The 18636-nt window shown below is 70.9% G+C and carries 14 protein-coding genes and 5 pseudogenes; 5 read left to right on the plus strand and 14 right to left on the minus strand.

Annotation, left to right across the window (positions count from 1 at the left end):
* Window positions 1–22: 22 nt before the first annotated feature.
* From MTP03_RS07980 to MTP03_RS08015, 8 genes and pseudogenes are all read right to left on the minus strand, one after another.
* Window positions 23–804 (minus strand): annotated as a pseudogene (locus tag MTP03_RS07980) (SDR family oxidoreductase).
* Window positions 805–839: 35 nt separating this feature from the next.
* Window positions 840–1625, minus strand: coding sequence for an SDR family oxidoreductase (locus MTP03_RS07985; RefSeq protein WP_248491502.1), 786 nt, complete (start codon window positions 1623–1625; stop codon window positions 840–842).
* Window positions 1626–1627: 2 nt separating this feature from the next.
* On the minus strand, window positions 1628–2149 hold the full coding sequence (locus MTP03_RS07990) for a cupin domain-containing protein (RefSeq protein WP_248491503.1): 522 nt from the start codon (window positions 2147–2149) through the stop codon (window positions 1628–1630).
* A gap of 51 nt (window positions 2150–2200) precedes the next feature.
* Window positions 2201–2980 carry an alpha/beta fold hydrolase gene (locus MTP03_RS07995; protein WP_248491504.1) on the minus strand — a complete coding sequence of 260 codons (780 nt, stop codon included), beginning with the start codon at window positions 2978–2980 and terminating at the stop codon, window positions 2201–2203.
* A complete protein-coding gene (locus tag MTP03_RS08000; RefSeq protein ID WP_248491505.1) occupies window positions 2977–3942 on the minus strand; it encodes a VOC family protein in 966 nt (321 codons plus the stop codon). Before MTP03_RS08000 ends, MTP03_RS07995 begins: the two co-directional genes overlap by 4 nt.
* Before the next feature lie 80 nt (window positions 3943–4022).
* A pseudogene (locus tag MTP03_RS08005) lies at window positions 4023–5544 on the minus strand (aldehyde dehydrogenase family protein).
* Window positions 5541–6860: an MFS transporter gene (locus MTP03_RS08010; protein ID WP_248491506.1), complete on the minus strand. Its 1320-nt coding sequence runs from the start codon at window positions 6858–6860 to the stop codon at window positions 5541–5543. The pseudogene MTP03_RS08005 and the gene MTP03_RS08010 overlap by 4 nt, the downstream one beginning before the upstream one ends.
* A gap of 359 nt (window positions 6861–7219) precedes the next feature.
* Window positions 7220–7972 (minus strand): isocitrate lyase/phosphoenolpyruvate mutase family protein, encoded by a 753-nt coding sequence (locus tag MTP03_RS08015; protein ID WP_248491507.1) that lies wholly within the window; start codon window positions 7970–7972, stop codon window positions 7220–7222.
* A 104-nt stretch (window positions 7973–8076) separates the two neighbouring features.
* Between MTP03_RS08015 and MTP03_RS08020 the strand changes: the two genes are divergently transcribed.
* Both MTP03_RS08020 and MTP03_RS08025 read left to right on the plus strand, forming a co-directional pair.
* Window positions 8077–10059, plus strand: coding sequence for an ATP-binding cassette domain-containing protein (locus MTP03_RS08020; RefSeq protein WP_248492087.1), 1983 nt, complete (start codon window positions 8077–8079; stop codon window positions 10057–10059).
* Window positions 10056–10823 carry an energy-coupling factor transporter transmembrane protein EcfT gene (locus tag MTP03_RS08025; protein ID WP_248491508.1) on the plus strand — a complete coding sequence of 256 codons (768 nt, stop codon included), beginning with the start codon at window positions 10056–10058 and terminating at the stop codon, window positions 10821–10823. Before MTP03_RS08020 ends, MTP03_RS08025 begins: the two co-directional genes overlap by 4 nt.
* A gap of 73 nt (window positions 10824–10896) precedes the next feature.
* Here the strand turns inward: MTP03_RS08025 and MTP03_RS08030 are convergent, their stop codons facing one another.
* From MTP03_RS08030 to MTP03_RS08050, 5 genes and pseudogenes are all read right to left on the minus strand, one after another.
* The gene (locus MTP03_RS08030; RefSeq protein ID WP_248491509.1) at window positions 10897–11286 is read right to left on the minus strand and encodes an ectoine synthase; all 390 of its coding nucleotides are present in this window, start codon (window positions 11284–11286) and stop codon (window positions 10897–10899) included.
* Window positions 11283–12579 (minus strand): annotated as a pseudogene (gene ectB / locus MTP03_RS08035) (diaminobutyrate--2-oxoglutarate transaminase). The gene MTP03_RS08030 and the pseudogene ectB overlap by 4 nt, the downstream one beginning before the upstream one ends.
* 32 nt (window positions 12580–12611) lie before the next feature.
* Entirely contained in the window at window positions 12612–13055 is a 444-nt protein-coding gene (ectA, locus tag MTP03_RS08040) for a diaminobutyrate acetyltransferase (RefSeq protein ID WP_248491510.1), read from the minus strand.
* Window positions 13056–13259: 204 nt separating this feature from the next.
* Window positions 13260–13622, minus strand: a complete 363-nt coding sequence (locus MTP03_RS08045; RefSeq protein WP_248491511.1) for a hypothetical protein — start codon at window positions 13620–13622, stop codon at window positions 13260–13262.
* Window positions 13623–14123: 501 nt separating this feature from the next.
* Window positions 14124–14986, minus strand: a pseudogene (locus tag MTP03_RS08050) (PfkB family carbohydrate kinase).
* A gap of 131 nt (window positions 14987–15117) precedes the next feature.
* Between MTP03_RS08050 and MTP03_RS08055 the strand changes: the two are divergent.
* The 3 genes from MTP03_RS08055 to MTP03_RS08065 all read left to right on the plus strand — a co-directional run bounded on the left by MTP03_RS08055 (window position 15118) and on the right by MTP03_RS08065 (window position 16970).
* A complete protein-coding gene (locus MTP03_RS08055) occupies window positions 15118–15306 on the plus strand; it encodes a hypothetical protein (RefSeq protein WP_248491512.1) in 189 nt (62 codons plus the stop codon).
* On the plus strand, window positions 15303–15515 hold the full coding sequence (locus tag MTP03_RS08060) for a VOC family protein (RefSeq protein ID WP_248491513.1): 213 nt from the start codon (window positions 15303–15305) through the stop codon (window positions 15513–15515). Before MTP03_RS08055 ends, MTP03_RS08060 begins: the two co-directional genes overlap by 4 nt.
* Before the next feature lie 66 nt (window positions 15516–15581).
* A complete protein-coding gene (locus MTP03_RS08065; protein WP_248491514.1) occupies window positions 15582–16970 on the plus strand; it encodes an LLM class flavin-dependent oxidoreductase in 1389 nt (462 codons plus the stop codon).
* Here the strand turns inward: MTP03_RS08065 and MTP03_RS08070 are convergent.
* Window positions 16957–18560, minus strand: a pseudogene (locus MTP03_RS08070) (alkaline phosphatase). The gene MTP03_RS08065 and the pseudogene MTP03_RS08070 sit on opposite strands and share 14 nt — an antisense overlap.
* Between the last annotated feature and the right edge of the window lie 76 nt (window positions 18561–18636).

An 18636-nucleotide genomic window follows, 5' to 3' on the forward strand; every position in this document is an offset into this window, starting at 1 on the left:
TGAGGGCTGATGGGGAGCGGGGTCAGACGTAGCGGGCGACGCCGCCGTCCACTTCGACGGTGGTACCGGTGACGTACGAGGACACCGGCGACAGCAGCATCGCGATGATCGGCGCCACCTCGTCGGCGCGGCCGAACCGGCCGAGGCCGATGCCGCGATCGGCGGCGATCTCGGCCTCCCATTCGGCGAAGGAGCGCGAGGTCGCCTCGGCCTCGTAGCGGCGGCGCCACTGGCCGGTGTCCACGAGGCCGAGCGCGACCGAGTTCACTCGGATCCCGCTCGCCGCCAACTCGAGCGACATCGACTTCGACAGGTTGAGCAGGCCGGCCCGTGCCGCGCTGGTGGTCACCAGGCGCGGTTCGGGCTGCCGGGCCAGTACGGCGTTGATGTTGACGATCGACGGTGCGCTGGACCGCCGCAGGTGCGGCAGGGCGGCGTCGACGGTGTTGAGCACCCCCGCGAACTTGAGGTCCAGTTCGTCCCGCCAGTCGTCCAGGGTCACCTGGTCCGGGGCTTCATCCGCGAACCTCCAGCGTTGTTGACCAGGCCGTCGAGCCCGCCGAACCGGTCGTCGGCCGCGGCGATCACGCGGTCCATCGATTCCCGGTCGCGGACGTCCGCGGCGGTGGTGAGGAGGCGCTTCGCGCCCGGTGCGCCCTCGTGGACCGCGGCGAGCCGGGACGCGTCGCGGGCGCAGGTGGCCACGTTGGCGCCCTCCGCCAGGAGCAAGCGCACCGTCGCCAGGCCGATGCCCGAGCTTCCGCCCGTCACCAGGTAGGTGTGGCCGCTGAGGGACAGGTCCACGTCGATCTCCTCGTTTGCGTTGTGATGGTTGATGATCAGTGGAAGACGAAGCCGCCGTCGACCACGAGCTGTTGTCCGGTGATGTAGCCGGCCTCATCGCCGAGCAGGAACGCCACGGCGCCGACCAGGTCCTCGGGTCGCTGGTCGCGGGAGAGCGCCCGGTTGTCCCGGTACAGACGGTGTCGGTGCTCGGGCACGAACTCGGCGGACTCGGATTCGGTGAGGCCCGGCGACACGGTGTTGACGGTGATCGCGTGCGGGCCGAGGTCACGCGCCATCGCCCGGGTCAGCGCCGAGAGCCCACCCTTGGAGGCGATGTAGTGGCACAGGCGGCCGGATCCGTAGAGCGCCGCGTCCGAACCGATGTTGACGATCCGGCCCGAGCCGCCGGCGATCAGCTGCGGGATCACCGCACGGCTCACCAGGAAGCTGCCGCGCAGGTTGACGCCCAGCACGCGGTCCCACTCGGAGACCTCCAGCTCGTGCACCGCCTTGCCGCCGACCCCGTCGGCGAGCGCGGCGTTGTTGACCAACCCGTACAGCGGCCCGCCGGAAGCCGCGGCCTCGCGGGCGACCGTCTCCGCCATCGTCGCCACCGAATCCTCGCTGCGCAGGTCGACCGGAACGAAGCGTGCCTCGACACCCTCCGCTCGGAGTTCGGCGACGGCGGTCTCACCCCAGTCCGTGCGGACGTCGGCGAGCCAGAGTCGGGCTCCGGCGCGTGCCAGCCGGGCGGCGATGGCGCGGCCCAGGCCGCGGCCGGCGCCGGTCACGAGGACGCGGCGGCCGGTCAGCGGCCGAGCGGGATCGGGTGCGGTCATGCCTAGTCCCGGGTGACGCCGTGCATGGCGGAGGTCTCGGGGTACGTCGGTAGCTGCGGCTTCTGCGTGCCGATGATCACGCAGAACAGGGCGTCGGTGTCGCCGGTGTTCTTGAGGCTGCGCGGGACTCCAGCCGGGACCACGATCATGTCGCGGTAGCCGAGGGTCCGCTTGACGACCTCGCCGTCGCGGTGCACACCCACCTCGACCTGGCCCTCGAGGACGAAGAACGCCTCCTCCACGTCGTGGTGGGTGTGCTCGGGGCCCTCGCCGCCGGGCGGTAGCAGCATGTTGGAGAAGGTGAAGCCGCGGGACGGGATCGTCCGCGAATCGGTGGCGTGGTCGCCGGTGGCGCCGGACCCGACGTAGCGGATCTGCGCGCGGCGGAACTGGTCGCCGGCCTTCGCCTGGAAGCCCAGGGTGTCCCAGTCCTCGTACCGGCTGTCCTTGGTGAGGATCAGCGATTCGGTGTACTCGGTGAGGTCCTGCTCCAGGTAGTCGACGGGAGCGCTCGCGGTGGTCATGGTGTTCCTCCTCGGTGTGGTGTTCTCGTGGGGTCGGTGGTGCTGACGCGGTCAGCGGGTCATGAGGCGTTCGGTGATCTGGACGAAGGACTCGATCCAGGCGTTGAACGCCTCGGGCTGTTCCTGATTGGCGAGGTGGCCGGCGCCGCGCACGGTGACGAACACCGCGTCGGGGATGCCGCCGGCGAGGATCTGGCTCGCGTCCCTGCCGGTGACGCGGTCCTCGTCGCCGCACAGTACGAGGGTCGGCGCCGCGATCCGGGGCAGGTCCGTGGTGTGGTCGGTCGCCGCGAGAGATTCCGCGGCCCAGCGGTAGCCCGGGAGACGGATCGTCTCCGCCATCCGCGCTGCGGCGGCGGCCACGGCGCCCTCGGAGGCGCCGGGGGCCAGGAGTCGCCGGGCGCGACGCGCCGCGAACTCCTGCACGCCGAGCTCATCGAGTTCGTCGCCGCGGGCGCGCATCGCGTCCGCCTTCTCGGCGGTGACGCCGGATCCGACGAGCGAGTCGCCCAGCATCAGACTGCGCACCAGGTGCGGGTGCTTCAGGGCGAGACCGATGGCGATGGTTCCGCCCCAGGACATCCCCAGGACGTGGGCGCCGCCCTCACCGGCATGATCGGTGAGGACCTGTGCCGCGGCGTCGACGTACCCGTCGAGCCCGGGAGCGGCGTCGGGGTCGGCGCTGCGCGCGTATCCCGGCGCGTCCCAGGCGATCAGGCGGAGCCCGTGGATTCCGCGGAACTGCTCGGCGAAGCTGTCGGCGGATCCGCCGATGCCGTGCAGCATCAGGAGCGCGGGACCGGTACCCGCGGCGTCGACGTGGATGGTCATCGTGCAGGCTCCGGCGCGGGCGCGGCGAACGAGTCGGCGTCGGCGGCCTGGCGGCCGTCTGCGAGTGGACCGGGGTCGGGGATGCCGGCCATGTGGGTGCGCACGTCCTTCGATGGGGGCCCGGCGGTGCCCCAGGTATCTGACAGCTCGGGCACGCGACGCCACACTCGGCAGAGCCACGCGTCCTCGTCCACCTGCGCGATCCCGGACGTGTACTCGCACACCAGGCCCGCGGGGTCGGCGAAGTAGGAGAACGTGTTGTCGCCGGGCCCGTGGCGGCCCGGTCCCCACAGCGGCGTGATGCCGTGGTGCCGCAGCCGGCCGATGCCGCGCATGAAGTGATCGACGGTGGGCATCTGGTAGGCCACGTGGTTCACCGACGTCCACTGCGCCTGGTTGAACGCGATGCTGTGGTGGTCGGAATTGCACCGCAGGAAGGCCATCTGATGCTCGGACCAGTCGGACACGCGCATGCCGAGGACATCGGTGTAGAAGGCCACGGCGGCGTCGATGTCCACGGTGTTGAGGACCACGTGGGTGACGCCCACGGGCGCGGTGTCGTCGGCGCGACGCTCGGTGACTGCAAGGGTGTCGGCGGACAGCTCGATGAGGCGTCCCTCCGGGTCCACGAACCGCAGGCCGTAGCCGCCGCCCACCTGGTCGAGCGGGCCGGGGCCGGCGACGACGGGCATGCCGCGCTGCTCGAGCCGGCGGGCCGCCTCGTCGACTTCCCGCGGCGTGGCGACGGCGAAGGCGATGCGGCCCAGGCCGTTCCGCTCCGCGTCCGACAGCTGGAGCACATGGTGCTGTTGGCCGGTGCCGCGGAGCCAGGCGGCCCCGGTGTCGCGCTCGACGACCTGCAGGCCCCACACGTTCTCATAGAAGTCGGTCGAATCGCCGACGGTGGGCACGCGCAGTTCCACGGACCGCAGCGTGCGGATGTGGGCGATCGGTTGGCTCATGGCGATCCCTCTCTGGTTGCTTAGCGCTAAGATTTTTGGTGGGCATGGGAAGCCCTTCGCGAGGACGGGCCGGGGGGCGGTCAGTCGGCCCAGGGGTTGGGCTCGGTGCCCAGGCCCAGGTACACCGACTTCTGGCGCGAGTAGGCGGCGATCCCCGCCCGCCCCTTCTCGACGCCGAGCCCGCTCTCCTTGACCCCGCCGAACGGGGTCGAGATGCTGAACTGCTTGTAGGTGTTGACCCAGACGGTGCCGGCCTGCAGGCGGCGGGCGAGCCGCCACGCGCGGCGGTAGTCCGAGGTCCACACCCCGGCGGCCAGGCCGAAGACGGTGTCGTTCGCCTGCGTGATCAGGTCCTCCTCGTCGGTGAACGGGAGGGCGATCAACACGGGGCCGAAGATCTCCTCCTGGCACACCCGGGCCGAGTTGGCGAGCCCGTCGATCACGGTCGGAAGGTAGTACGCGCCCTCGGAGAGCGCCGGGTCGTCCGGTACGGCTCCGCCGCACAGGATCCGGCCGCCCTCGGAGCGGGCGAGATCGACGTATCGCGCGACGTCCTCCCGGTGCCGCGGATGCACGAGCGGACCCACCTGGGTGCGGGGATCGGTTCCCGGTCCCACCCGGAGAGCGCGAGCGCGGCGAACGAGCCGGTCGACGAACTCGTCGTACAGGGACTCGGCGACGAACAGCCGGGAGCCGGCGATGCAGCTCTGCCCGCTCGACGAGAAGATCCCGTACAGCACGCCGTTGACGGCGACGTCGAGGTCGGCGTCGTCGAGGACGACGGTCGGGGACTTGCCGCCGAGTTCCAGGGAGACCGGCATGAGCTTCTCCGCCGCCTCGTGGGCGAGGTTGCGCCCGGTGCCGGTGCCGCCCGTGAACGTCACCTTGCCGACGCCCGGATGGCGCACGATCGCGTCGCCGACCACGGAGCCCCGACCCGGGAGGACCGACAACAGGCCCTCGGGCAGGCCGCTCTCGTGGATGATGCGCGCGAGGGCCAGCGAGACCAGGGAGTCCAGGCCGCCGGCTTGAGCACCACGGCGTTCCCGGCGGCGAGCGCGGGAGCGATCTTCTGAGCGTCGCTGGCGATCGGCGAGTTCCACGGCGTGATGGCGCCGACCACGCCGATCGGCTCCCACAGGCTCATCGTCAGGTACTCGCCGCGCGGGGTGGTGAGATCCGCGTCCGAGGTCTCCAGGGCTGCGGCGAAGTAGCGGAAGGTACCCGCCGCGCTCGCCACCAGCGCCGAGGTCTCCGTGAGGGTCTTGCCGGTGTTCGCGGTCTGCAGGGCGGCGAGCCGGGGAGCGTTGTCCTCGATCGCGTCGGCGATCCGAGTCAGGACCCGCGCGCGCTGGTGGGGGAGGAGATCCGCCACGACGGTGCCTCCGCCGCGCGGTGGCCGGCCGCCACGGCCGCGTCCACGTCGTCGACAGTGGCGTGCGAAACGGTCTGCAGCACAGCGCCCGTCGCGGGGTTGATGATCTCGGACCCGCCGCCGCGCCCGGTGACCCACTGGCCACCGACGAGGATCTCGTCGGGCACCGGCTGGAAGGCCGGGGGTGCGGTGTGCTCGCGGACGGGGCGTCCGGTGGTGATTGTCATCGGTTGATCTCCTCCAGGGTGCGCTCCTTGGTCTCGATGCCGAACACCGCGACGATGAGGCATCCGACCAGGGCGACCGCACCGAATACGGTGAACAGCAGGCTCAGCGAGTTGTTGCTGAGTTCGAGGATCTGGCCGACCACGATCGGCCCGAGGACGATGCCGATCCGCGCGGCTGCACCGCCGACCGCGCTGCCCTGTGCGCGGACCGCCGTCGGGAAGAGCTCCGCCGTCCAGACGTACAGGGTCATGTTGACCGCGAAGATGAACAGGGCCGCGGGGGCCACCCACATCACCACGCTCGCCGCACTCCCTGTGCCCACGAGCGCGAGGGCGAACAGGAACAGCCCGGCGAGGGCGAGTGCGCCGGCGATGCACACGCGGCGGCCGAGCCGGTCCACGAGCAGCGCGACGGTGACGCAACCGATCAGGCCCGCGACGGAGGTGATCACGGTGTAGTGCAGGGCCGTGGCCTCGTCGACCTTGTACACCCGGGTGAACAGGGTGGGGAGCCAGGACGCGATGCCGTAATTGACGAAGTACGCGGTGGACCATGCGGCGCACAGCATGAGGGTCCGGTGGAGGTAGCGCCGGCTGAACAGCACGAGGAAGCTGCTGCGCACCACCGACTCGGCGGGCGGATCGGGGTCGTACGCAGGGAGCTCGCCGAATTGCGCCGCGATCTTCGCCTCGATCCGCTCCAGGCTCCGCACGGCGTCGTCGATGCGACCGCGGGAGGCCAACCAGCGCGGCGACTCCTCCAGGCGCAGGAGTGCGGGCACGAGCAGCAGCGGGATCGCGCCCATCGCGAACAGGACCTCGTAGCCCCACCGCGGGACGACGAACGAGGAGACGAGGGCCGACACGACCAGACCGACGGGGAAGATGGTCTCGTACAGCAGGACGAACCGGCCGCGGCCGTGTGCCCGGGTGATCTCGCCGATGTAGCTCGCGGCGACGGGGACCTCGGCGCCGAGTCCCACGCCCTGGATGAACCGGAACACCATGAACCACTCGAGGTCTCCGGTGATGGCCATCGCGATGCTGAGCGCGGAGTACAGCACGAGCGACCCGATGATCACGGGGAGCCGGCCGAACCGATCGGCGCACCAGCCACCCAGCAGCGCGCCGAACAGCATGCCGATGCCGCCGATCGCGATCAGCCACGCGATGGCTCCCGAGCCCAGGTCCCACTGCGCCGCCAGCTGGGGCATCGAGTAGGCGATCATGAGCTGGTCGAAACCGTCGAAGAAGGTGACGGCTCCCACGAGAACGCGGGCCTTGATGTGCCAGCGTCCGCGGGGCAGTCGTTCCATCCGGGCGCCGATCACTTCAGCGCGAACCGGATTTGCAATTGTACTCATCGTGTGAGGGCTCCTCGGGGCTGGTGGAGCGGGGAGCAACTATCTAAGTGCTCAAATACTGACCCCAAAGATGTAAGCGTGGTCACACCGAGAAGTCAAGTGTGATCCGCGCATTTGCGAACCTGATCGATGCATCGCACGAGCGTGAACCGGCCTCGGTGATGACCGCCGGCCGGCGCGGGTGGGCGAACTCGAACGGCCCTATGTGAGCGGGAGCGGCAGGGCGAGCCGTGCGGGCCCGAGCGGCGGGGCAGTCGTCACACGGACGGGCTCCCTGTGGCGCCTCGCGTGGTCGAAGCCCGACGGTGGGGTTAGCGCCAGCGGGCGAGGAGTTCGTTCGAGCGCTCGGTGAGTGCCATCTGCCAGATCGGGCCGAAGCTGATCCGCCCGGCGCCGGCGGCGGCGAGGGCGGCCAGATCATCGGTCGCCGGATTGGCGATGGCGTTGACGGGCAGCGGCAGCGCGTCCGCGAGGTGGCGCAGGGTGGCCGCGTCGTGGAACGCGACCGGGTACAGCGAATCGGCGCCCGCGTCGGCGCACAGCTGCATCCTCGCGATCGCGCGCTCGACCCGATCCTCCGCCTCGCCCACCTGGTTCTTGAAGATGTCGGTGCGGGCGTTGATCACCACGTGCACGCCCGCCGCGTCCGCTGCGGCGCGCAGGGCCGCCACCAGGTCGGCGTGCTCCTGCGCGTCGCGGAACCGCCCGCCGTCGGAGTGCACCGTGTCCTCGACGTTCAGGCCCACGGCGCCGGCGCCGAGCAGGCCCTCGATGATCCGCTCGGCGGACTGGCCGTAGCCGGACTCGATGTCGACCGAGACCGGCACTTCCGCGGCGGCGGTGATCTGCGCGACGCGGGTCATCGCCTCGTCGAAAGACATGCCCTCACCGTCGGGCTTGCCGATGGAATCGGCCATCGGATGCGAGCCGACGGTGAGCGCGGCGAACCCGGCGGCGACGGCCGTGGTCGCGGACCAGGCGTCCCACGTGGTCGGCAGAACCACGGGATCGCCCTTGCGGTGCAGGGACTTGAGAGTGGTGGCGAGATCGGCGAGCGAGGTCATGGCTCCAGTCTGGGGGATCCGACCACGCGGCGCCATCGGTTCGACGGTGCCCGTCGGTGCCGCTCCGACCATCGCCCGGCCGATAGGGTGATTCGATGTCGGACATGCAGTCGGGCCCGCTTCGGCCGGTCGAATTCGCCCATGCCGCGGTGACGGCTGCGCTCATGTCGGTGATCGCGGTGCTCTCGATGGTGGTACCCGGAGCGGTCGTCTTCGCCTGGGCGGGCGCGGTACCGATGGGGGTGCTCGCCTACCACCACCGCGCCCGGGTGGCCGTCGCGACGGCGGTCGCGTGCGGCGGGATCGCCTTCCTCCTTGCAGGATTCGGTGGCCTCGTCTCGGCGTGGACCTGCGTGTACATGGGCGTGATCTGTGGTCAGGTGCGGCGCCGGAACCGCGGTGCGGGCACCATGCTCGCAGTGGCGGCGTTGTGGGGCGTCGTCGTCGCGACGGCGGTCTTCGCGTTCCTCGGCGTCCTCGCCGACCTGCGGACGATCGTGCTCGGCGTGTTCGCGGCCAACGTGCACGGGCTCGGGGCGCTGTTCGAGTCCGTGCCCTTCGGGGCGGGTACCGGGGCGGCGCTGCACCGCCTCGCCGAGTTCGGGCTCGAGCGATGGCCGGTGTTCGTGTGGGTGTCGGTGTGGCTGATCGTGGTGTTCGGTTGCTCCTTCGCGTGGCGGATCCTGACCCCGGTGCTGCGCCGCGTCCGGGCCAGCAGCGCGGCGCCGCAGGACCTGCTTCCCGTCGAGACGGGTTCCACTGCGCCCCGGCCGCTTCCGCTGATCCTGCGCGACGTGCACTATCGCTACCCCGGGGCGGAGCGGGACACGGTGACGGGGGTGTCGTTCACGGTTGCGCCCGGCGATCACCTGGCGGTCACCGGCGCGAACGGGACCGGCAAGTCCACGTTGATGCGCGTGCTCGCGGGATACACGCCGACGAGCGGCACCGTCACCCGGCCCGGACCGGTGGGCCTGGGCCGGGTCGGGGGCACCGCGGTGGTGCTGCAGCACGCCGACAGCCAGGTGCTCGGTATCCGCGTGTCGGACGACGTGGTGTGGGGGTTGCCGCCCGACGTCGAGGTCGACGTCGACGGGCTGCTCGCGGAGGTCGGCCTCGCCGGGATGGGGCACCGGGACACCTCGGGCCTGTCCGGCGGCGAGGCGCAGCGCCTGGCCGTGGCCGCCGCCCTCGCGCGGCGGCCGGCCCTGGTCGTCGCCGACGAGGTGACCACGATGGTGGACCGGGACGGCCGTACCGAACTCCTCGGCCTGCTGCGGGGCCTGAGTCGCGACCACGACCTGGGGCTGGTGAACATCACCCACTACCCGGAGGAGGCCGACGGGGCAGACCGCACCGTCGACCTGGGGACCGCGGCCCGGGCGGACCGGCCGGACCCGCCGCAGCGGACCGCTGCCCGGCCCGAGCTCGGCGACCCCGTTCTCATCCTCGACGACGTGCACTTCGAGTACGACGCCGGCACACCGTGGCGGCGCCCCGCCCTGCGCGGGGTGGACCTGTGCATCCGCGCGGGCGAGGCGGTGCTGCTGTGCGGGGGCAACGGATCCGGCAAGTCGACGCTCGCGTGGGTGATGGCGGGGCTCGTGGAGCCGACGTCCGGCTCGTGCGAGGTCGACGGTGCGCCGACCGCGGCCCGGGTCGGCGCCGTCGCCCTCGCCTTGCAGTCCGCGCGGCTGCAGCTGGTCCGCGGCACGGCCGGCGGGGCGTTGGCCGCCCTCGCCGGCTACCGGCCCGACGACGGTGCCGCCGTCGCCGCGGCACTCGCGACGGTGGGCCTGCCTGCGGCGATCGGCGAGTTGCTGGTCGACCGGCTCAGCGGAGGTCAGCTCCGCCGGGTCGCGCTAGCGGGCCTGCTCGCGCGCGACCCGCGGGTACTGATCCTCGACGAGCCGCTCGCCGGGCTGGATCTGCCGTCGCAGCGGGAGCTGATCGAGCTGCTGGTCGCCGTGCGGGACGCGGGGCAGACGATCGTGATCATCTCCCACGACGTCGACCACCTGGACCGGCTCTGCGACCGCACGGTCCATCTGTCCGGCGGGGTCGTGGACCGGGAGGAGGTCGCATGAGCCGCGGCGCGATCGTGCTGCGCCCGGTACCGGGGCGTTCCTACCTGCACGACCTGTGGGCCGGCACCAAACTGTTGGCGGTGCTGGCGATCTCGATCGTGCTCACGGTGGATCCCGGGTGGCCCGTGGTGGGGATGTTCGCCGTTCTGCTGGTCGTGGCGGCCGCGGCGGCGCGGATCCCCGCGTCGTGCGTCCCCGGCGTGCCCCGGTGGGTGCTCGTGGTCTTCGCGATCGGCGGGTGCCTCATGGTGGCGAGCGGCGGCGCACCCGACCTGACTCTCGGTTCGGTGTCGATCGGCTTGGGCGGGCTGCTGAACCTGGCGCGGGTCGTTGTGCTCGGGCTCGTGCTGCTCGGGGCGGGCGCGCTGGTCGCTTGGACCACCGATCCCGCCGACGTGGCGCCCGCGCTCGCCCGCCTCGGTCGGCCGCTCGCGAAACTGGGCCTGCCCGTAGACGAATGGGCGGTAGTAGTCGCGCTGTCGCTGCGCACGCTGCCGCTCATGGTGGACGAGTTCCGCACCCTCGGCGCGGCGCGGCGGCTGCAGCCACCATCGGCGGTGAGACGTTCCCGGCGTGCGGAGCTCGTGGACCTGTGCGTCGCCGCCATGGTGGTGGCGCTGCGCCGGGCGACCGAGATGGGCGAGGCGATCGCCGCTCGCGGCGGCACCGGTCGCCTCGTCGTGCGTGCCGCGGGCCCCGGCTGCATCGACGCCCTCGCCGGCCTGGTGGTCCTCGCGGTGTGCGCCCTCGCCCTCACCCTCTAACGCAATTGAACACCGTTTCCGACATTCCGACCTGGGTCTTCTGTCCGAAACGGTGTTCAATTCGAGGCGATGATCAGTCGACGGCGACCAGGGGGTAGACGCCGTTCTCGTCGTGCACCTCGGTGCCGACGACGGGCGGGTTGAACACGCACAGCATGCGCATCTGCGTCTTCGTGGTCACCGTGTGCCGCTCGTTGCCGTCGAGGAGGTACATCGTGCCGGGGGCGAGCGGGTACTCGATGCCCGTCTCGCGGTCGAGCAGCGTGCCCTCGCCCTCCACCAGCCACACGGCTTCGACGTGGTTCGCGTAGTGGAACTCGTTCACCGACCCGGCCTCGATGGTGGTCTCGTGGAACGAGAAACCGACCCGGTCACCGCCGAGCACGATGCGCTTGCTGCGCCAGTGGCCGGCGGCGACGTCGCGGTCGGTGCCGGTGATTTCGGCGGTGGTACGGACGATCATGCTGCGAGAACCTTTCGGGTGGCGGTGGCCAGGATGTCCAGGCCGAGATCGAGATCGGAATCGCTGATGGTGAGCGGCGGGAGCAGCTTGACCACCTCGTCGGACGGGCCGGAGGTCTCCGCGAGCAGGCCCTGCTCGTACGCGGCGGCGCACCTCGCCGGCCTTGTCGGCGTCGGCGAACACGAGGCCCTGGACCATACCGCGGCCGCGGTGGCTCAGCTGCTCGGGGAACTCCGCGCACAGCTGGTCGAAGCGCTGCTCGATGTGCGCGCCCTTGCGGAGCGTCTCCTTCTCCAGCGTGTCGTCCGACCAGAACTCGTCGATCGCGTGCTTGGCGGTCACGAACGCGGGGTTGTTGCCGCGGAACGTGCCGTTGTGCTCGCCGGGGCCCCACACGTCCAGCTCGGGCTTCATCAGAGTGAGTGCCATCGGCAGGCCGTAGCCGCCGATCGACTTCGACAGCGTCACGATGTCCGGGGTGATCCCGGCCTCCTCGAACGAGAAGAACGGACCCGTACGGCCACAACCCATCTGGACGTCGTCCACGATGAGCAGCATGTCGTGCCGCTCGCACAGGTCGGCCAGCGCGCGCAGCCACTCGGGGCGCGCCACGTTCACGCCGCCCTCACCCTGGACGGTCTCGACGATGACGCCGGCCGGCTTGTTCAGGCCCGAGCCGGAGTCGGCGAGCACGGCCTCGAACCATTGGAAGTCCGGCGCCACGCCGTCGAAGTAGTTGTCGAAGGGCATCGGCGTGGCGTGCACCAGCGGGATGCCGGCGCCGCCGCGCTTCATCGAGTTGCCGGTCACCGACAGCGCGCCCAGCGTCATGCCGTGGAAGGCGTTGGTGAAGTTGATGATCGACTCGCGGCCCTTCACCTTGCGGGCCAGTTTGAGCGCGGCCTCCACGGTGTTGGTACCGGTCGGGCCGGGGAACTGGACCTTGTAGTCGAGGCCGCGGGGGCGCAGCACCTTGTCCTCGAAGGTCTGCAGGAACTCGCCCTTGGCCACGGTCGACATGTCGAGCGAGTGAGTGATATGTCCCTCGGTGATGTAGTCGACGAGGGCCTGCTTGAGCTTCGGATGGTTGTGGCCGTAGTTCAGCGCGCCGGCTCCGGCGAAGAAGTCCAGGTAGCGGCGTCCCTCACGGTCGATCAGCCACGATCCCTCGGCACGGTCGAACACCGCTGGCCAGCCACGGGAGTAGCTGCGCACCTGCGACTCGCGGGTGCTGAAGATCGAGGGCTGCTCGAAATCCTCGGTGTTGGTGTTTTCCTCGGTCAGGGTGGACATGGGTCCTCCTCATGGGCGGGCGGATGACGTCCTCAAGCGGGGTCGATGACGTACAGCTGTTCCGCCTCGTGCGGGTCGGATTCTTCGGGGGAGATGTGGTGCGGGGCGAACAGGTCGTGCACCGTGAGGGTGGAATGGCGTCGCCGTGCGACGGAGCCGAACAGCTCCTGGGACGCCGTGTTGGACGCGGTGATCGTGGTCTCCAGGCGTGTCACGCCCGCCACCGCAAGATGATCCAACAGATCGTTGAGCATGAGCCCCGCGATGCCGTGGCCGCGGTGAGCGGCGTCCACCGCCACCTGCCACACGAACAGGGTGTCCGGGCGGTCGGGGCGGCGATAGCCGGTGACGAAGCCGGCGACCGCACCGTCGCGCTCGGCGACGATGGAGGAGTCGGCGAAGTCGCGGCACAGCAGCGTGTACGCGTAGGTGGAGTTGAGGTCCAGAACCTCGGTGTCGCGTGCGATCTCCCACAACCTGACACCGTCCTCGAGGGATGGACGTCGGGTGGAGACCCCGCTTGCGCGGTGGCCGTGGGATCGCTCTTGTGAGACGGGCTCATCGCGTTCGACGCTAACAACCGCGTGTGAGTAAGTCACCCGGCGTTCGGAATCGGGCATCGGAACCCCCGAGTATCCCCAGCGAGGCGGGTCAATGTGAGATGGATCACATCCGTGTAGCTAGGGCGTCACTCGGGCGAGCGCCCCCGCCTCCAGGGCCGCCCAGACGGCACCGTCGGGCCCGATGGCGAGCCCGTGCGGTTCCGAGGCCGCCTCGGGGAGCTCGTACCTGCGGATTTCGCCCTCGGCGTCGACCGAACCGAGGGCGTTGCCGGCCCACTCGGTGAACCACACCCGGCCGTCGGGGCCGGCGCAGACGCCGTGCGGGCGGGCGGCGGCATCGGGGAGCGGGTGGTGCGTGACGTCCCCGTCGGGCGTGATCCGGCCGATCCGTCCCGCGCCGATCTCGGCGAACCACAGGGCCCCGTCCGGCCCCGCGGCGATGCCGACCGGCGCGCAGCCGGGGGAGTCCAGGCCGAACACGGTGACGGCCCCCGCGGCGTCGATGCGGCCGATCGCGTCGGCCTGGTTGAGCGGGAACCACAGGGCGTCGTCCGGTCCGGCGGCGATCGCGGAGGAAGGCGCCCGGGGTCGGCAGGTCGAACTCCGTGACGTCGCCCGCGATGGTGACCCGGCCGATCCGGTCGGTGGCCGTCGCGGTGAACCACAGCGCGCCGTCGGACCCGGCCGCGAGGCCGAAGGGGCCGCATCCGGGCGGGAGGTCGACGTGCGCGAGATCTCCGTCGACGGTGATCCGGCCGAGGCGATGGGCGCGGTACTCCGTGAACCACAGCGCGCCGTCGGGGCCCGCCGTGATGATCGTCGGCCCGGTGTCCGTGCCCACGGGATGCCGCACCGTTTCGCCGGTGGCGACGTCGTACCGGCCGATCTCGCCGCTGCCGACCAGCGTGAACCACAGGGCGCCGTCCGGGCCGGTGGTCAAGGCGTACGGGCCGTCTCCGGGGACGTCGTGGAGGGTGATCGTCATCGGGCGGTCTCCTGTGCGGCGAGGAAGGCGTCGACGTCGGCGGCCGTCGGAGCGGCCGCGGCGCCGGGCGCGGTGGCGGTGAGCGCGCCCGCGGCGTCGGCGCGGCGCAGGCGTTCGGCGGCCGGCAGGTGCCAGGACGCGGCGAAGGCACCCGCGAACGCGTCGCCGGCGCCGGTGGTGTCCACGACGTCCACGGCGAAGCCCGGCGTCGACACCTCGCCGTCCGGCCCGGACGCGCGGGCACCGTCGGCCCCGAGGGTGGTGACGACGTGCGGCACCGGGGCCAGGGCGTCCGCGAGCGCTCGCGCCTCGTCCCGGTTCACGATCACGCCGTCGAGCAGCCCGATGAGCTCGCCCGGGAGCTTCTGCACCGGGGAGGGATTGAGCAGCACGACGGTTCCCCGTCGCGCGCCGCGCGGGCGGCGTCGAGCACCGAGTCGAGCGGGATCTCCAGCTGTAGGAGCAGCACGTCGGCATCGGCGATGGCGGCGCGCGCCGCGTCGTCGGCCGTGACCGAGGCGTTGGCGCCAGGCACCACGATGATGTGGTTCTCTCCGGACGCGTCCACGGTGACGTTCGCGAAACCCGTACTGCCGCCGGTGCGCCGGACCCGGGACACGTCCACTCCCGCGGACTCGAGCGACCCCAGAACGGTGTCCGCCGCATCGTCGTCGCCGACCGCGCCGACGAACACCGTCGCGGCCCCCGCCCGAGCGGCCGCCCGAGCCTGGTTCGCGCCCTTGCCGCCCTGTCCGAACGCCACCGACACCCCGGTCACCGTCTCGCCCGGCCGCGGGAACCGCTCGCACACCGTGATCGCATCCAGATTCACGCTGCCCACCACGACCACCGACGTCATAGCCGAACACTAACCCGATCCGCCGGCCGGTGTGGTTCACGATGCCGGGTTCTGCGGCACCGGAAGTGCGCAGAACGCATCCGGTGCCGCAGAACCCGAAATCGTGAAGGAGCACCCCGTAGCCTCGGCGCATGACTTCGATTCGTCCGTTCCTCATGTGCCAGGGTGGCGTGGCCGCGCAGGCCATCGAGCTCTACATCGGCACCTTCGACGGTGCCGTCGTCTCCTCGGTGCCGTCGTCTCCTCGGTGCCGCACGGCGACCCGGCCCAGGGGATCCAGCTCGCGGAGCTCGAACTCAAGGGCCAGCGGGTGCTGGTGAGCGATAGTGCGGTGCAGCACGCGTTCGACTTCACGCCGTCCACCTCGCTGTTCGTCGAATGCGACGACCGCGCCGAACTCGAGCGCCTGACCGAGGTCCTCGGCGCGGACGGGAAGACCTACATGCCGCTCGACTCCTACGGCTTCTCCACCGCGTTCGCCTGGGTGGGCGACCGGTTCGGCGTGTCCTGGCAGCTCAACCTGGCGTGAGCGCGCTGGCGTCACGGTGAGCGCAAGGGTGGGCGCGTGCCCGACCACGGCCTACCGTCGGGCCCCATGACCCGCCAGATCCGCTTCAACGCCTTCGACATGAACTGCGTCGCCCACCAGTCGCCCGGCCTGTGGCGGCACCCGAAGGACCAGTCGCACCGGTACAAGGAACTGAGTTACTGGACGGAGCTGGCGAAGCTGCTGGAGCGCGGCACGTTCGACGGCATCTTCATCGCCGACGTGCTGGGGATCTACGATGCGTACAACGGCAACGGTGACGCCGCGATCAAACACGCCGCGCAGGTGCCGGTCTCGGACCCGATCCTGCTGGCCTCGGCGATCGCCGGCGCCACCGAGCACCTCGGCATCGGCATCACCGCCGGTACCGGCTTCGAGCACCCGTTCCCGTTCGCCCGCCGGCTCACCACGCTCGACCACCTCACGAACGGCCGGATCGGCTGGAACGTGGTGACGGGCTATCTGCCGTCGGCGGCGAAGAACATGGGCCAGCTCGATCAGTTGCAGCACGACGAGCGCTACGACCACGCCGACGAGTACCTGGAGGTGCTCTACAAGCTGTGGGAAGGCTCGTGGGAGGACGACGCGGTGATCCGTGACCGGGAGACGGGTGTGTTCACGGACCCGTCGAAGGTGCACCCGATCAACCACCACGGCAAGTACTTCGACGTACCCGGCATCCACGTGGGCGAGCCGTCGCCGCAGCGCAGCCCGGTGATCTACCAGGCCGGGGCGTCGCCGCGCGGCCTGCGGTTCGCGACCGGCAACGCCGAGGCGATCTTCGTCGCTGCCCCGACCAAGGCGATCCTCAAGGGCGTGGTCCGGACGGTGCGCGAGGGGCTGGTGGCCAACGGCCGGGACCCGTACTCGGCCAAGGTCTACACGCTGCTGACCATCGTCACGGACGAGACCGAGGAGAAGGCGCAGGCGAAACTCGAGGAGTACCACCGCTACGCCAGCGTCGAGGGCTCGCTGGTGTTCATGTCCGGATGGATGGGCGTGGACCTGGGCGCGTACGACCCGAGCGATCCGGTGGGCGACGTGCAGTCGAACGCCATCATCTCGGCGGTCTCGAACTTCCAGCAGGCGGACCCGTCGGGCAAGGAGTGGACGGTCGAGGACATCGGCAAGTGGGGCCGGATCGGCGGGATGGGGCCCGTGCTGGTCGGATCCGCTGCCCGGGTGGCCGACGAGTTGCAGGAGTGGGTCGATGAGACGGACGTGGACGGGTTCAACCTCGCATATGCGATCACCCCGGGCACGTTCGAGGACATCGTCGAGTTCATCGTGCCCGAGCTGCGCCGCCGGGGCGTGTACCCGACCGAGTACGCGCCGGGCACGTTGCGCAACAAGCTGTTCGGGCGAGGTGACCGGCTCGCGGCCGATCACCCCGCCCAGCGGTTCCGCTACAGCAGCGCCGTTCCTACGCCGGCGTGAGCTCCTTGGTGTAGAGCGCGGCGCCCTTGGCGTCGCGCAGGTGCACCGTGAGTGTGCGGCTGCCGCCGTCGATGCTCACCTGGCCGAAGTGCTGGAAGCCCTCCGCCGGTGAGACGTTCGCCTCGTCGGGGGCGTGCACGAACTCGTACTGCGCGCCGAACGTGCCGTCGAGCGGGCTCTGCGGGAACGCGCCCGCGTTGAGCGGGCCGGACACGAACTCCCAGAACGGGGAGAAGTCCTGGAACCCTGCCTTGTCCGGGTGGTACGAGATCGCCGCGGTGTAGTGCACGTCGGCCGTGAGGTAGACGATGTTCGGCACGCCCTTGGTCTGGGACAGGATGCGCGAGAAGGCGATCTCGCGGCCCAGCGGCGCGCCGTTGTCGCCCTGCGCGACCGCCTCCATCGACTTCGGTCCGCCGTCCTTGGGGTCGGTCGCCTTATCGGGCACGACGATGCTCAGCGGCAGGTCGTTGGCCACCACCTTCCACACGGCCGTCGACGCCTTCAGCCCGTCGATCAGCCACTGCGTCTGCTTCGCGCCGAGGATCCCGCCGTCGTTCTCCTCGGCCCACGCGTTCGGGTTCGGGTCCTTGTAGCTGCGCATGTCGAGCACGAACACGTCGAGCAGCGGGCCGTAGGAGATCTTGCGGTACAGCCGACCGTCGGCCGCCTCGGTCGGCTGCACCGGCTGCCACTCGCGCCACGCCCGGTAGGCGAATTCCGCCAGCTTGTTCACGTCGGTCTCGGTGTAGCCCTTGCGGTTCTGCCCCGCGAGGCTCTCGCCGGGGAACCAGTTGTTGACCACCTCGTGGTCGTCCCATTGGATCAGCTGCGGCACGTTCGCGGCGAACCGCCGGTAGTGCTCGTCCGTGAGGTTGTAGGCGTAGTTGCCGCGAAATTGGTCGAGCGTCTGCGCGACCTGGTTCTTGGCCTCGGCCGTGACGTTGCGGTACGTGTCGCCGTCGTTCTGCTTCTGCGTCTCCGGCACCGGGTTGTCGGCGTAGATCGCGTCGCCCGAGTGCAGGAAGAAGTCGGGCCGCGCGTCGGCGATGGCCCCCATGATCGCCATGCCGCCGTCGCGGTTGATGCCCCAGCCCTGGCCCACCACGTCGCCGGACCAGGTGAAGCTCACGTTCCCGGGCGCCGACGGTGCTGTCCGGAACGTCCCGGTGAGCGGCTCGGACGTCGCGCCGCTCTCGCCCTCGAGCGTGACGCGGTAGTGCACCGTCTGGCCGGGTTCGAGGCCGGTGATGCGGAACCGTCCGGCACCGTCGGACGAGGGATCGAGCCGCGGCCCTCGAAGCGGCGCGGGTTCGCGAAGGCCTCGGACGACGCGGTCTCGACGATCATCCTCGCGGGGGCGTCGGACCGGGCCCAGATGAGGGCACCGTCGGCGCGCGGATCGCCCGATGCGATGCCGTGCGTGAGGGTGGGGCGGCCGCGGACGACGCCGGGCGAGGAGGAGGCGGCGGCACCGTCGGACGAGGAGCCGCAGGCGGAGAGCAACGAGCCGGCGGGGATGAGCAGCGCGGCGGCGGAACCGGCCTGGAGAACGGAACGGCGGGACAGCGGGGTTCGACTGAGGGGCATTGCGATGACGTTGCCCCAATCGGGTTCCCGACGGGGGAACGCAGGGTTACCAGCGGCGACGCCGTGGGGTGTCCAC

This window comes from Tsukamurella sp. PLM1 (assembly GCF_023168325.1).
Lineage (GTDB): Bacteria > Actinomycetota > Actinomycetes > Mycobacteriales > Mycobacteriaceae > Tsukamurella.

Bases quoted from the DNA above. Each gene is read 5' to 3' on its own strand.
- MTP03_RS07985 (WP_248491502.1), bottom strand. From the start codon at position 1,625: ATGACCGCACCCGATCCCGCTCGGCCGCTGACCGGCCGCCGCGTCCTC.
- MTP03_RS07990 (WP_248491503.1), bottom strand. From the start codon at position 2,149: ATGACCACCGCGAGCGCTCCCGTCGACTACCTGGAGCAGGACCTCACC.
- MTP03_RS07995 (WP_248491504.1), bottom strand. From the start codon at position 2,980: ATGACCATCCACGTCGACGCCGCGGGTACCGGTCCCGCGCTCCTGATG.
- MTP03_RS08000 (WP_248491505.1), bottom strand. From the start codon at position 3,942: ATGAGCCAACCGATCGCCCACATCCGCACGCTGCGGTCCGTGGAACTG.
- MTP03_RS08010 (WP_248491506.1), bottom strand. From the start codon at position 6,860: ATGGAACGACTGCCCCGCGGACGCTGGCACATCAAGGCCCGCGTTCTC.
- MTP03_RS08015 (WP_248491507.1), bottom strand. From the start codon at position 7,972: ATGACCTCGCTCGCCGATCTCGCCACCACTCTCAAGTCCCTGCACCGC.
- MTP03_RS08020 (WP_248492087.1), top strand. From the start codon at position 8,077: ATGCAGTCGGGCCCGCTTCGGCCGGTCGAATTCGCCCATGCCGCGGTG.
- MTP03_RS08025 (WP_248491508.1), top strand. From the start codon at position 10,056: ATGAGCCGCGGCGCGATCGTGCTGCGCCCGGTACCGGGGCGTTCCTAC.
- MTP03_RS08030 (WP_248491509.1), bottom strand. From the start codon at position 11,286: ATGATCGTCCGTACCACCGCCGAAATCACCGGCACCGACCGCGACGTC.
- MTP03_RS08055 (WP_248491512.1), top strand. From the start codon at position 15,118: ATGACTTCGATTCGTCCGTTCCTCATGTGCCAGGGTGGCGTGGCCGCG.
- MTP03_RS08065 (WP_248491514.1), top strand. From the start codon at position 15,582: ATGACCCGCCAGATCCGCTTCAACGCCTTCGACATGAACTGCGTCGCC.